We start from the raw sequence: 13,810 nt of genomic DNA on the forward strand, positions 1-13,810 counted from the left end.
TAGCTCCTTTATACGAAAAGAAAAAGTCTTTATATATGTACCCCACTCTGAAATAAACACATTTGCAAACAATTTAACATCCTCTTCATATCGCGTTCTTTATAATGATTTAAACATGCAATTTGGATCCAATTATTCTTTTGTAAATAAGATGACTCATAATGAACGATGTATCCTTGTAATGCTAATGTATCGCCTACTACTTTAGAAGAATAATCTTCGCTCAATACAATAGTAAGTATAATTGGCGCGGCATGTTCTTTAGGTGAAACAAGCTTTAAACCCATATCAGTAATAACTTCTTCAACATAATCATATGTCTCTTTAATTTTTACAAATGCCTTTTCATCTTTAAATCTCTTCAACGCTTCTTGCAATGCATAAATTAAATTCCATGATTGTGAGTATGGAATACTTTCATTTTCTTCATACATGCCAATGTCCATATAGGCCGGCACAGCCTCGTTTATTTTTACAATGTGGTTATGAAAAACGAAAGAAATTCCTGTATATGATTTAATCGCTTTACCGCTAACACCACTTGCAAAATACACATCCTTCAAGTCTAATGGTATTGCTCCAATTGAGCTTATGCAATCTACACACAGTTTCATTTGATTCTCGTTACAAAGAGTATTTAGCTCGTTTAAATCGTTTAACATTCCAGTAGATGTTTCATGATGAACAAACCAAATCCATTCATAATTTCCAGTTGTCATAATTTCTTCTAATTCGGTATAAATAAATGGATCTCCCATTTCCTTTTTATACGTATCAAAATGTAACCGTGCTCGTTTTGCATGTCCAACTAATCTATTACCAAATTCCCCATTTGTTAATACTAGTCCTTTCCCTTTTAAAGAACGTAACTGTAAAGCAATCGCATCATTTGCTAACGTCCCTGTTCCTAACATAAGCTGTACATGTTTTGCTTTTGTCATGTGAAGTAACCGTTTTTTCACATTGTCCATCATCACTTGAAATGACTTAGAGCGATGGGAAATAGGTCGCGTAGAAAATGCCTTTCGAACGTTCTCTTCAATATCTACTGGACCAGGTAAAAACGTATATTCTTTCGTCATAATCCCCCCAACACTCGACTCTTCAAACATAGCAGGGGTAACATACATTGGCTGGAAGGCTGCTTCTTCTGTACCAACTAACGTATGGAAAGATTTGAATCCCATTTGCTCATATAAAGCTAGTTCACGTGTTGTTGCAGAAATGAGTGCTAATTCATATCCATTTAGAAGCAAATAACGATGTAGAAAACGAATTAATCCTAACAACGCTCTTCCATTTCTATATTCACGTTCTACTGAAAGTAAACGAATTTCATACACTTTTTCTCCATGCTCTTGCAAATAAATATCTAAATTTGAAATTTTATAATCTAACGAGAATGGTCGTTTTCCCCGCACTGCGACCATACCTACTAATCTATCCTCATCTAAACAAATTAAATATGTATTTTCTATATGAAACCGATCTATACGAAACCGTTCTTTCGTTTCTTCATGTTGTGGTATCTCTTCTACAAAAGTTTTATAATTCAATTTATGTATACTTTCAAATTCCCAATCTTGATCAGCAACTTTATAAATTAACCCCATGCCTTATCTCCTTTATCTATTTAATAAAAAATGATAAGTGGAGATTATCCCCACTTATTAAACATTCATTTTATTCTCGATTTACATATAGAATGAGTACAATAATTATTCCACTTAATATAGTGGTAACAATAGAATAAGAATAAAGAATCATACAAATTGGTAAACAAGCAATCGTAATTAGTCCTGGCTTCGTAAACCCTTTAAATATTAAATAAAATACAATAAAAATGCCTAAGAGGGTAAGCGCTATCAAATAATCAAATGCGATTAGTCCTCCTATAAATGTTGAAATACCTTTACCGCCCTTGCCTTTAAATAAAACTGGATAAATATGTCCAATAATAACGGCCAATAATGTTAACATTACGAATGTAGGATCTTCAAAAAGGTATTTTGCTACAGCAACAACGATTGCCCCTTTAATTGCATCACCTAAAAATGTAGCAATGAAATACCCTTTTCCATATACGCGCCCCATATTTCTTGCGCCAGGATTTCCGCTTCCTTCATCCCTAATATCAACGTTATGTCTCAATTTTGTTACTATATAAGCGGTCAATATGTTTCCAATTAAATAAGAAGCCACCAAATATAAAAACTGCATACTATTAATCATGTAATCATTCACTTTCTACATGGGAATACATATACAATATTCAATTACTACGTATATTGTACGTTTTTAACATACATCCCTTTATACATTTTAACATCATATTTTTACAAATCATACAAAAATTCTCATACCTATTTTTAAAAATATATATCCCTCATTAAATAATATGTTCCTTTCACTGCCATTTCTGCTTGTGATACGAGTGTAATTTCTTTCATACTTTCTTCACACCATTTCTTAAATACAGCAAATATTTCAGGAACTAAACGCAATATACTGCCACTTACTGCAATTGGCGTTGAGTGCTTAAAGTTCAACTTGTTATAAACATTTACTGTAATCCTTGCTAATTCCTTTCCAGCTTGCATCATAATTTCATGCGCATCATCATTGCCATCTCTCGCTTCCTGAATAACTAATGGGGCGATTGCTGCAATTTTATCTTTAGAAGAAGTATATACTAAGCTTTTTATATGAGACGGTGTCAAAAGTTGAAACTGCCTTTGAATATTCAAACTCAATGGACAAAGACTGATTCCTTGATCGAACTGAATTGCCATTTTCTTCAAAGCTTGTAATGCAATCCAATATCCGCTCCCCTCATCTCCTAAAATATGTCCCCATCCACCGCTATACTGATATACTTCTCCTTTTTTTCCTATACAAATTGCACCTGTACCACCTATAGTTAATATTCCATCCTTACCTTTTAAAGCAGCTGCATGTGCGATCATTGCATCATTAAAAATTTCAATTTTTGTTCCGTATTTCTTTTTTAAACGTAATGTTAATTCATTTGTATTCGCTCCGCTTATACCAGCTAATCCTAAACAAACACAAACACAATGCCCATTTATTAAACTCTTCTGGCATTGATTAATTGCTTCCATAATATGCACAAGAGCTTCTTCAAAATCTATTAATATGTTTCCAAAACCACTGGTAGCCCTTACAAGTTCATTTCCGTCTTTATCAAATGCAATTGCCTCGGTCTTCGTTCCCCCGCCATCTACTCCAATCATATACTTCATATGTTCGCCTCATTTTCATTTGCGTATGGAGGGAATGTTATATTCCCTAAAATTATGGAATTCTTAGCACCTGTTGCGCTCGGCACATTACTCGGATTACGATGATACGTTTCGTTTGCTAAAATAGCAAATGCAATTGCTTCTTTCGCTGCTGAAGAATGACCAATATCTTCTTGTATACATATGCTACATTTCTCTTCTCTTAATCCATTCCGTAACATTTCAACAAGTGTATTATTATAACTTCCACCACCACCTAAAATCACCTCATCAATTTCATAATACGGCAAAATAAACGCCTTATAATGATGAACAATTGAACATGCTGTAAACATCGTGACAGTTGCCAATATATTTTCTTTACTATGCTTTTTAAATTGATTCAATAATTCAGTCACAAACGCTTCTCCAAACTGTTCTCTACCTGTTGATTTTGGTGGTTTCATGTTCAAAAATGGATGGTTCATACAGTATGTTAAAATTTCATCTACAACTACCCCCTGCTTTGCAATCCAACCATTTTGATCATATGGTACATGAAATAATTTTTGACATACTTCATCGATTACCATGTTGCCTGGTCCAGTATCGAAAGCAATAACACTCTCTTTACTTCGTTTACTTGGAACCACTGTAACATTACCAATCCCACCAATATTTTGTAGTAGTCTATTTTTAGTTTGATGCCGATATAAAATAATCTCTGAATATGGTACAAGTGGTGCACCTTGTCCCCCTGCCGCCATGTCCATCGTTCGGAAATTCGAGATAACCGTCGTGTTCGTTTCATATGCTATTACTGCTGGTTCCCCAATTTGCAATGTTGAAGAAATAATATTCCCTTCTTGCTTTGGCTGATGATAAATCGTTTGTCCGTGAGAGCCTATTAAATCTAATTGTCTCAAAGGAAAATTGGCCTCTTTACAAACTTCCTTTACAGCATTGGCGAAGCATAAACCAAGTTTAAAATTTAAACTACATATAAGTTGGACATTCGAAGTTTCAATTGATAACGCTTGTTGGATCTCATTTTTCATATCATTACAAAATGGAACAGTAGTAAAATGGATGAGTTGGATTTTAGAATCTACACCACTTCCTTCTATATGAACGAGCGCTACATCTATTCCATCTAATGAAGTACCAGACATTACCCCTGCAATATACATAACGTGCATGACCTCCTATTTACTAAAAAACAATCATGTAAGTAACGAACGTACAACAAATCGAAAACAATATAAATCTAAAAAACAACTGAGCTTTCGATGCAAACGATCCATCAATGAAAGAAACAACTACCGTAAGCAAAACGCTTGCCGCAATACTTGTAACAAGCCAGATACTATGCATTTGTGATAGATTTAGCATGCCTAATAAAGGGACAAAAAGTAAATTTGCACAAATCACTCCAAATAATAATAAAAATACGCCTTTATAACTAAATTTTATATTCATTCTATTTCCCCCTTTCTAGTTTTAATGTGAAAGAAGTGATAGACAAAAAGTCTATCACTCAAAATAACAGCGTGCAGATTAAGGATTAACAGATTCCCCGTCACCATTTTTTTCAATTTCAAGCATATTTTTGTCGTACATTTTAAAGAATGGTAAATAAATAAGGAATGATATTGCTATATTTATAAAAACTAATACAATCGCACGCCAATCTCCACCTGTTGCTAAATATGCACCAATTGGAGCAGGTAGTGTCCATGGCGGCATAATATGCGTTGGTGTTACAAATCCCATCGCAGTTGCTGAATATGCAACAGTTGCTGTTACAAGTGGTGTAATGATAAATGGGATAATTAAAATTGGATTTAGTACAATCGGTAATCCGAATATGACTGGTTCATTAATATTAAAAATACCTGGAACAATACAAGTTCTTGATAATGCTTTTGAATATTTCGATCGACCAAATATAATCATAGCTAATACAAGCCCTAACGTCGCACCAGAACCGCCAATCCATATAAACCATTGATATAACGGCTCTGGTGAAATAAATGGCAACTGATCTGCTCCACTAGCAACTGCTTCACCATTTTTCCCTAGGTATACTTCCCATAATGGCCTAGCAACAGTTCCAACAACCGACACACCATGGATTCCGAATGACCAAAAAAACGTAATTAAAAACACTGGAATCATTACACCGAAGTAACTGTCCCCAGCTTTTACTAATGGTGCTGCTAATTTATCAACAACATGGTGTAAATCAATGCTAAAAACGACAGTTACTAGACTCATTATAATAATAACGAATGCTGCAGGTATAAGTGCTTCAAATGAACGCGATACAGATGGCGGTACTTGTTCTGGCATTTTAATCATTACATTTTTCTTCTTACAAAATCTTAAAATCTCTACGGATAAAATAGAAACAATCATCGTCACAAATAATCCATGACCTCCGAGATTTGTCATCGGAAGCATGAATCCTTTTTTATCAATTAACTCAGGCGTTAATGTTAAAAGTAGTGAACATACCGCGAGCTGTGCTCCTGATAAAGCATCTAACTTATAACTTTTCGCTAAATTATATCCTATTCCAAATGCGATATATAAAGACATAATAAACATGGTTAAACGATATGGTATCAATATACTTGTTTGATTCTTTAATGCCCAAACTGATATGAAACTATCTTTCGGCAGTGGTGGAAATGCTACTATTAAAAAGAAGCTTCCTACTATAATAAATGGTAACGCCGAAATAACTCCATCACGGATTGCTTGTAAATGTCTCTGCTCAGAAAGCCTTGCCATCGGTCCAGATAAGTTTTTATCAAGAAACGTGACAAACTTATTCATAACGTTTCCCCCTAACTGATTAATTCATTTACAGTTTTTAATAAAGTCGGGCCGCCAAGCGGTGTGTATGCTTGCGGCGGTATGATGCCACACGGAATAGATTCCTCCTCTGCAAATTTTTTTACAGAGTCAAATCGGTGTCTTATTTGAGGTGCCACCATTACGACATCCCAGCCATTCTTTACTTCTTCCTCTACCTCATTCGTTCCAATTGCATGCACTTCCATGTTCACACCATTTTTCTCCGCTTCTTTTTTTAAAGCGTTTACAACAATTGCACTGGACATTCCTCCAGAACAGACGAACAAAACTTTCATTTATTAATCCTCCTATACTTATAATTTATTACCCTTCAAATGAAAGGAAGTTTCACTTTACTAACAAGCATATGAAGTAGTAAATGAATTTAGTTATAATGAAAGTAAATTTCATTAAAAATATTTTTCTTATTAAATTAATGTTTCAATATGCAATTTTCTCTATTGCAAGGTCAACCTCGCCTCAGATATTATTTTAAATAATCATATGATAGGGAGGCGTATAAATGATCGTTAAACGTTTATTAATGATATGTTGTATCGTTATCTTGTTCATCCCTTTCTCTTTCATTCCCCCTCACTCTACTTATGCTGAAGTAAATACTACGTACAAAAAACATGAATTACGTGCTGTATGGATCGCATCAGTTCTGAATATTGATTGGCCCTCAAAAACTGGCTTACCTATTGAAAAACAGAAGCAAGAATTTATAAGATTATTAGACGATGTAAAAAGCACTGGTATGAATGCAGTTGTTGTACAAATTAAACCAACCGCTGATGCTTTCTATCCTTCAAATTACGGTCCTTGGTCTGAATACATTACAGGAACACAAGGAAAAGATCCTGGTTATGACCCGCTCGCATTTATGATTGAAGAAACTCATAAAAGAAATATAGAATTCCACGCTTGGATTAACCCATACCGAATAACGATGAATCACACCGATATAAATCGATTATCAAATAATCACCCTGCAAGGCAACATCCCGATTGGGTTGTCCCTTATGGCGGAAAGTTATATTACAATCCCGGTATTCCGGAAGTGAAAAAATTTATAACAGAAGGTGCTTTAGAAATCGTACAAAATTACGATATTGATGCGCTGCATATGGATGATTATTTTTACCCATATAAAGTAGCCGGTGAAGAATTTCCAGATCAGAAAACATACGAAACATATAATAATGGTAGATTTACAAATATAGAAGATTGGCGACGTAATAATGTAAATGAACTTGTAAAAGATTTAAATACTGCTATAAAACAAGAAAAATCATATGTAAAGTTTGGCATTAGTCCGTTCGGCGTATGGCGAAATATAGCTGACGATCCCACTGGCTCTAACACAACCGCAGGCCAAAGAAACTATGATGACCTTTATGCTGACACACGTGAGTGGATACAAAAAGGATATATTGACTACATTACACCGCAAATATATTGGAATATAGGTTTCACCCCAGCTGCATATGACATATTAGTAGATTGGTGGGTTAAAGAAACAAATAACAAACCGCTTCACCTATACATCGGTCAAGCGGCCTATAAAATTAATAATAACTCCGTCCCTGCTTGGTCTGATCCAGAAGAATATCCAAAACAAATTGCATTAAACCGGCTATATCCTGATATAAAAGGTAGTATGCATTTTAGCTTAAAAGATATTAATAACAATCCACTCGGAGTTAAAGATAGCCTTTCAAAAAACATATATAAACATCCTGCATTAATCCCGCCTATGCCTTGGCTTGATCATGATCCACCAAAACAACCGACTTTAAAAGGCGCCATTCCAAGAGATGAAGGTATTGCAATCGGTATCATTGACAATAGAGATAATGATTCTGCTTATTACGCTATTTACCGCGTGAATGGGAAAAATGAAGTGGATATACAAAATCCCAAAAATTTACTTACCACTGTAAGAAAAACAAAACTTGGAGAAATTTATGTAGATAAAACCGCTATTTCCGGAGAAACGTATACCTATGTCGTAACTGCAGTTGATCGATTGCATAATGAAAGTGTGGCTTCTAGTCATACTACCGTTAGAGCAAAATAAAACCTCATAAAAAAAGCGCCTTAAAGCCGTGATACTTAGCTTTTAAGGCGCTTTTTGTTATTTATTCTTAAACTTCTCAGTCGCTGCTCTCATCTTCACATTTAAATCGTGATCAATTGAGTCGCGAATATCTCGCTCTACTACTTCCATTTCTTTTTGGAAATTTTCCAAGTAGATTTTCAGTTCTTCTTCCTTCTCTGGTCTTTGTGAAGGTGGTAATTGTACTACCAACGATAACATGGCCGTTAAATCTTTCATTAAGAACGTTTCAAGTTTATGTTGTTGTTCAAACATGCGTTGCTCTTGATAGTACGGAAGTGCATTTAATACTGAAATTGTAATATCATCAACCGTTCTTTGTAATGAAGGATTTATTGAGCGTTTATACGCTTGAATTGTATTTAGTGCGTCTGGATAACGGTCATAAAAATACAATTTGTAAAATGATAAGTCTGTCGGTTTTACAGTTTGCTGCGCTTCTTGTCTTAAGAAATCTTTCACTTTCATCGCAGCCACATCAATATCTTCATTTGTAAGCTTTTTCGTAGTTTTTGCCATTACATGCACTTTTTTCTGCTTTTCTTTCGGTAACATCGAGAAGACTTGCTCTCTCGTACGTTGACCTGATGCACAAAATAGAGTATTTAATGTATTTTGTTCTTTCTTTCCTTCGGTGCGAATCCAGCGATAAAACAGTGGATGTTGTGTAAATTCTTGTAGAAACGGTATTGATTTGTTTGATATCTTATCTAAAGAATCTTGCGCTCTTTTATATGGCTTCGTCCATGAAAAATACAGTTTCCGCCCGAAGTATACGACTAAAACAACGACAGTAAATGCTATTAAAAGCAATGTACCGAGTAGTAATAGTACTGTTTGAATGAAACTCATTTGTTCACCTCCTCTAATAATCCGTTATTTCCTTGGACGCTGAATGAGTTTCTGCTTCATCTCATCATTAAATGTGTCTAGTTCAATAACGAACTTCTTGCTTGACTCAATAATACGTTCTGACGATTTTTCAGATGCTTCAATTGCAGCGAACACATTTTGGAATGATTCACGTAATTTATCCATGCTAATAGCAGGGTTTTCAAGCAATTTCGTCGTTTCTTCTGTATTTTGTTTTAACGCTTGAGAATTACTTAATACCATCGATTCAATTGCTTCATTCGTCGCATTTACGGCATCAATTGTTTTCCGTTGATTCGTTAATGCAAGCTGAATAGCAGCTGAAACTGTTACAACGTTTTGTGTCATCGTAATCGCATTACGTATCGCCTCTGTTAATTTTTCATTATTTTTCTTAATGATGTCTACAGAAGCTATAGATTGTAATAATACACTTTTCGCTTGCTGCATATTACGTGTACGTACAAGTATCTTTTCTAATGCATCGTTAATTAACGGAATATCCCTTTGACGCTCTGGGTTTTGTTTCTCAGCTTCAAGCATGCCAGCAAGCTTTTTCCCTAAGTATACTTGTTTATCAAGAGCATGAATTTTATCGTGCGATTGTTCTTTTAACATTTCAAGACCAACTGTATCCTCTTGTAAGTTATCACGACCAATTAGAAGGGATCTAATAATTTCCTCAATTTGCTTATCTATAGATTGATATTTATGCACGTATGTTTCAAGTGGATTTTTCTTAAATACTTTAAACATAATTTTCTTCATACCACTTGCTTTAAGTGAATTGGGATCAAGCTCTGATACTACTTTGCGTAATTCTAACAATGTATTTGGAATTTCTTCATTCTTTCCATTCATCATCGCTGTGACAGGACGTTTTAATGCTGATAACGTTTGTCCTGCTGCTTGTTGTTCTTTATCCCCCAAATCTCCTAGCTGCGACAATACTTTTGATAAATCTGTATTTTGCTCGCTATTTAACTTTTGTACATAAAGATCGGCTTCTTTATTTAATTCATCAAGTTCTTCATCTTTTATAACTGTATCAACCACTACTTCTACATTATTATCTTTCACAATGGATACAGGTTCTTTTTTCTCGAGTTCAGTCAACAAAATCGCTCCTTTATTTATATGTGCGAATTTATATGCACTATATTTCATCAATTATATCGTATTTCATACACATTCTGATTGCTTGAATCGATTTTTTTAGAAATGTCTGTTTATGCAGTCATTCCCTGTTTCTTACTATAAGTATACCTGTAATCAACATAATTTTCCTCAGACTTAAGACCTAGAGAACTACATGCTGAAGGCGGATTCTTCATATATTTCCTAAATAATTTACGTTCTTTTAATCGTGCTACACTCAATCTTTTGACATTCACCCGTTTTCAATGTGATAATTCTATTACACTCACTTCTATTTATTTTTGCGAGCTACAAATGCTCCCTTTTGAAACGCTAATAACACTGTTTCAAACGTATCATCTTCTTCAATCATTTTTATAAACTCATCTAATTCACTTGCATGAGAAGTTGCATTATCAACAACAAGAAAACCTTTTGGCTGTAACATACGTTTTATATGCTCAAACCACCACATGTATTGCGTGCGCTCTGAATCTAGGAAAATAAAATCAAATGAATGATCTAATTGGGAATCTAAAAATGCCCCTGCTTCTTGATTGTGAACATCAATCCTTTGTAAAAGGTTTGCCTTTTCAAAATTGACAAGTGCCTCTCCAACTCGTTCTGAAGAAAGCTCTACAGTTGTTACATTTCCATTTGTTTCTTCTACCGCATTAGCTAACCACAATGTAGAATAACCATTAGAAGTTCCGATTTCTAAAATGTTTTTTGCATTACACCCTTTTACTAAAATTGATAAAAATTGCCCCATCTCACGAGAAATATTCCGTAATTTTTCTTCCCGTATTTTTTTATTCCGATCATGCTCTTCTCCATATTGTTCAAGTTGAAGTAATAATGAATCTAACGTATCCATTCTTTTCATCGCCTTTCCAAGCAATATGATGAAAAAGCTCTTGCTGCCCGTCTACTTTTATTATATGCGAAACGAAATCCTTTTTCCCGTTATATGACAAAGATTTATAATTTTTTATAGCATATTGTTTCTTTTTTTGGTAAAGTTAATTTCTACGTGCAATTATTCCATTCATATTATTTCATATTAAAATTGCAGTTATTAAATTATATAAACCCCATTTAAATGAATCGGTATTTCAAATTCAATTAAGCGCCCTTTTCGGACGCATTTTCTTTGTTTATATATTTCCAGAAGAAAGGATGCTTACAAATGAACGTGATTAGCTTAGATGCTGCTCGAAAACGAAAGCAGCATAAAAAATTAATGATTACTATACCGATTATTACACGTATTTATGAAGAAGACGGGGAAATTAAATTTGAGGTAGCTGGCGAAAAAGATGTACCTCTTGAAATGTTAGAAAAATAATAAAAAAGCGCATTTCTAAAGAAATGCGCTTTTTTATATTTTTACATTTAAATGCATAAGTTTTTCAGGATTAACCATCATATAAATATTTGAAATCTTCTCATCCTCAAATGCAAACGAAAGAACATACGTTACTTTATTATTTATTGTAACTATAACTCCTGGTATACCATTTACCATTTTAAAATCAACAGTGTACTCTTCTGTCAATCGTTGTGCAATCCCAAAGAACAAGCGAATAATTCGATCTGCAGAATAAATCGGATTGATCGCAGTTGTAACTTTACCTCCACCATCAGCTTTGAGTATAGCATCTGTTTTTAATACTTCCAACATACCTTCCGTATCCCCACACTGTAATGATGCTACAAACTTTTCAACATAAGAAGCCATTTTCTCCGTGCTTAATTTTGATTGCTTCGGTTTCTCCAACATGCTTTTTCGTGCACGTTGAAAGATCTTCCTGCAGTTCACACTACTCTTATCAACAATTGAAGCTATTTCTTCGTATTCATAACTGAAAACCTCTCTTAATATGAAAACAATCCTTTCTACCTCAGATAGTTGTTGTAAAAGTAATAAATATGCGGTGGAAAGGGATTCTTTCATTATAAATGACTTTGATGGCTCATCACTCTCGTCTACAAGTGGCTCTGGTAACCACATCCCTACATACACGTTACGTTTATGCGCTGCCGATCGTAATTTATCAATTGAACGATTTGTCGCCATCTTACATAAATATGCTTTCATATTTTCTATAGATTGAGGATCTTCTATATTATTTAGCGAGATAAATACATCCTGAACGATATCCTCAGCATCCATAACACTCCCAAGGATTCTGTATGCTAACGAAAATAATAATGGTTGATACGCTTCATATAACTGCTCCGTTTCCATGATGAACTGCCTCACTTTCATATTGCTTTAAAATGTGTAACGCTGCTCGTTTCCCGCTTGCTACCGCAGCATCAGCTAATATTTCATCATGCCCTGCCCAATCTCCTGCAACATAAACACCTGGCATTTCAGGTATATTAGGACCCGGCTTTTCAACACGGTCAATATGAGGAAAATCATGTACTACTGTTATTTTCGGTAAATATTGCTGTGCAACAACTTCTCTTTTCCAATTTGGATGTAACAACTCCATCGTACTTTCCAACTGTTCTTTATCTTCATGAATATGATTCATCTCTAGCACAGGATTATGGTACTTAATTAGACTCACTGCAATTGATCCATCTTCACTTAATTTAGCTGCTCTCGATTGATTTGTGAAAAATATAGGTTGATCTAATCCTAATACAAATTGATGTGTAGGATTGGGTAATTGTCTCAAGCCAATATCTAATGCAGCAACAGTAACCGGTACCGATTGTTCATTCCATCTATGCAAACTTGTTCCTTCTGCACCTTTTATTATTTTACAAGCCTCTTTTGGCGGAGTCGTCACGATGACTGTATCTACTGCAAAAACCTCATCATCAACACAATGTATTCTTTGTTTATCTTCATAATGCTCTATTTCCAAAACATGCTTTTTAGCCAAAAATTTTACCCCGACATCATTCGCTAAATCTCTTAATTTTGTTATTATCGTCTCCCAACCACCATCTACATAAAGTACTCCTTCTTTTATAGAAAGCTGTATTTGCTTTAGTACAGATGATGCTAATTGTATTGTAGGAGCAAACGTATATGTTGTTGTCCGGCATAGCGCATAAAATATATTACGAACCATTGGATCTTTTATTTCATTTTCTGCCCATGTAGTTAGACTCATTTTCGGAACTTCTCCTACATCTAAATTTCCTAAACGAATCATAAGACGTGAGAATTGTACTTTTGCAGACCACGAAAGTAGTGGTGTTGATAAAATTGAGCGAAAATCTGTTGGGATGGTGAATATATCCCCTTTCCATATTCCATGTGCTTTTGTAGATGGTATTCCACCTGGAAGATTCAAACCGAGCTCATTAAAAGTTATAAACGCTGCCCCGCCTCTATATAAAGCATGTGCACCAAGATTCATGCAGATTCCATTTTTATTTATAGTCATCCCTCGGCCACCGAATTGACTGGATTTTTCTAATACAATCACTTTCTTTCCAGCTTTCGCTAAATATATAGATGCTGTTAATCCAGCAAGCCCACCGCCAACAATTGCTACATCAAATGTATTCATAATAAAATCCCTCCTTATCGTTCTACATACAAGAC

General features: G+C 34.6%; 14 protein-coding genes. 2 read left to right on the forward strand and 12 right to left on the reverse strand.

The window, feature by feature from the left end; all coding sequences use genetic code 11:
* Nucleotides 1-29 precede the first annotated feature (29 nt).
* The 7 genes from ACTFRM_RS28770 to ACTFRM_RS28800 form a co-directional block, all read right to left on the reverse strand.
* Nucleotides 30-1,613 (reverse strand): aminotransferase class V-fold PLP-dependent enzyme, encoded by a 1,584-nt coding sequence (locus ACTFRM_RS28770; protein WP_000523057.1) that lies wholly within the window; start codon nucleotides 1,611-1,613, stop codon nucleotides 30-32.
* A gap of 70 nt (nucleotides 1,614-1,683) precedes the next feature.
* Nucleotides 1,684-2,232, reverse strand: coding sequence for a glycerol-3-phosphate 1-O-acyltransferase PlsY (plsY, locus tag ACTFRM_RS28775; protein WP_000610870.1), 549 nt, complete (start codon nucleotides 2,230-2,232; stop codon nucleotides 1,684-1,686).
* Nucleotides 2,233-2,369: 137 nt separating this feature from the next.
* Entirely contained in the window at nucleotides 2,370-3,263 is an 894-nt protein-coding gene (locus tag ACTFRM_RS28780; RefSeq protein WP_000876589.1) for a BadF/BadG/BcrA/BcrD ATPase family protein, read from the reverse strand.
* Complete coding sequence (gene anmK, locus ACTFRM_RS28785; protein ID WP_000274978.1) at nucleotides 3,260-4,432, reverse strand: anhydro-N-acetylmuramic acid kinase AnmK; 1,173 nt, start codon at nucleotides 4,430-4,432, stop codon at nucleotides 3,260-3,262. Before anmK ends, ACTFRM_RS28780 begins: the two co-directional genes overlap by 4 nt.
* 22 nt (nucleotides 4,433-4,454) lie before the next feature.
* Nucleotides 4,455-4,721, reverse strand: coding sequence for a hypothetical protein (locus tag ACTFRM_RS28790; RefSeq protein ID WP_001021962.1), 267 nt, complete (start codon nucleotides 4,719-4,721; stop codon nucleotides 4,455-4,457).
* Nucleotides 4,722-4,799: 78 nt separating this feature from the next.
* Complete coding sequence (locus ACTFRM_RS28795; RefSeq protein WP_001032277.1) at nucleotides 4,800-6,083, reverse strand: PTS sugar transporter subunit IIC; 1,284 nt, start codon at nucleotides 6,081-6,083, stop codon at nucleotides 4,800-4,802.
* An 11-nt stretch (nucleotides 6,084-6,094) separates the two neighbouring features.
* Nucleotides 6,095-6,400, reverse strand: coding sequence for a PTS sugar transporter subunit IIB (locus tag ACTFRM_RS28800; RefSeq protein ID WP_000865907.1), 306 nt, complete (start codon nucleotides 6,398-6,400; stop codon nucleotides 6,095-6,097).
* A 227-nt stretch (nucleotides 6,401-6,627) separates the two neighbouring features.
* Here ACTFRM_RS28800 and ACTFRM_RS28805 point away from each other — a divergent pair, with 227 nt between their 5' ends.
* Nucleotides 6,628-8,187 (forward strand): glycoside hydrolase family 10 protein, encoded by a 1,560-nt coding sequence (locus ACTFRM_RS28805; RefSeq protein ID WP_000636017.1) that lies wholly within the window; start codon nucleotides 6,628-6,630, stop codon nucleotides 8,185-8,187.
* A 57-nt stretch (nucleotides 8,188-8,244) separates the two neighbouring features.
* On the opposite strand, the gene ACTFRM_RS28810 is transcribed toward ACTFRM_RS28805, so the two are convergent.
* The 3 genes from ACTFRM_RS28810 to ACTFRM_RS28820 all read right to left on the reverse strand — a co-directional run bounded on the left by ACTFRM_RS28810 (nucleotide 8,245) and on the right by ACTFRM_RS28820 (nucleotide 11,122).
* A complete protein-coding gene (locus ACTFRM_RS28810) occupies nucleotides 8,245-9,078 on the reverse strand; it encodes a DUF3974 domain-containing protein (protein WP_000008371.1) in 834 nt (277 codons plus the stop codon).
* A gap of 24 nt (nucleotides 9,079-9,102) precedes the next feature.
* Nucleotides 9,103-10,215 (reverse strand): toxic anion resistance protein, encoded by a 1,113-nt coding sequence (locus tag ACTFRM_RS28815; protein ID WP_000137402.1) that lies wholly within the window; start codon nucleotides 10,213-10,215, stop codon nucleotides 9,103-9,105.
* Between the two features lie 313 nt (nucleotides 10,216-10,528).
* The gene (locus ACTFRM_RS28820) at nucleotides 10,529-11,122 is read right to left on the reverse strand and encodes an O-methyltransferase (RefSeq protein ID WP_016124554.1); all 594 of its coding nucleotides are present in this window, start codon (nucleotides 11,120-11,122) and stop codon (nucleotides 10,529-10,531) included.
* A 303-nt stretch (nucleotides 11,123-11,425) separates the two neighbouring features.
* Between ACTFRM_RS28820 and ACTFRM_RS28825 the strand changes: the two genes are divergently transcribed.
* Nucleotides 11,426-11,584 (forward strand): hypothetical protein, encoded by a 159-nt coding sequence (locus tag ACTFRM_RS28825; protein WP_001100984.1) that lies wholly within the window; start codon nucleotides 11,426-11,428, stop codon nucleotides 11,582-11,584.
* Between the two features lie 33 nt (nucleotides 11,585-11,617).
* Here ACTFRM_RS28825 and ACTFRM_RS28830 read toward each other — a convergent pair whose 3' ends face one another.
* A complete protein-coding gene (locus ACTFRM_RS28830) occupies nucleotides 11,618-12,487 on the reverse strand; it encodes a sigma-70 family RNA polymerase sigma factor (protein ID WP_000447148.1) in 870 nt (289 codons plus the stop codon).
* Nucleotides 12,465-13,775 carry a phytoene desaturase family protein gene (locus ACTFRM_RS28835; RefSeq protein ID WP_001091208.1) on the reverse strand — a complete coding sequence of 437 codons (1,311 nt, stop codon included), beginning with the start codon at nucleotides 13,773-13,775 and terminating at the stop codon, nucleotides 12,465-12,467. The genes ACTFRM_RS28830 and ACTFRM_RS28835 overlap by 23 nt, the downstream gene beginning before the upstream one ends.
* Nucleotides 13,776-13,810: the final 35 nt, after the last annotated feature.

It is taken from the genome of Bacillus cereus group sp. MYBK227-1, assembly GCF_051916325.1.
GTDB classification, from domain to species: domain Bacteria; phylum Bacillota; class Bacilli; order Bacillales; family Bacillaceae_G; genus Bacillus_A; species Bacillus_A cereus.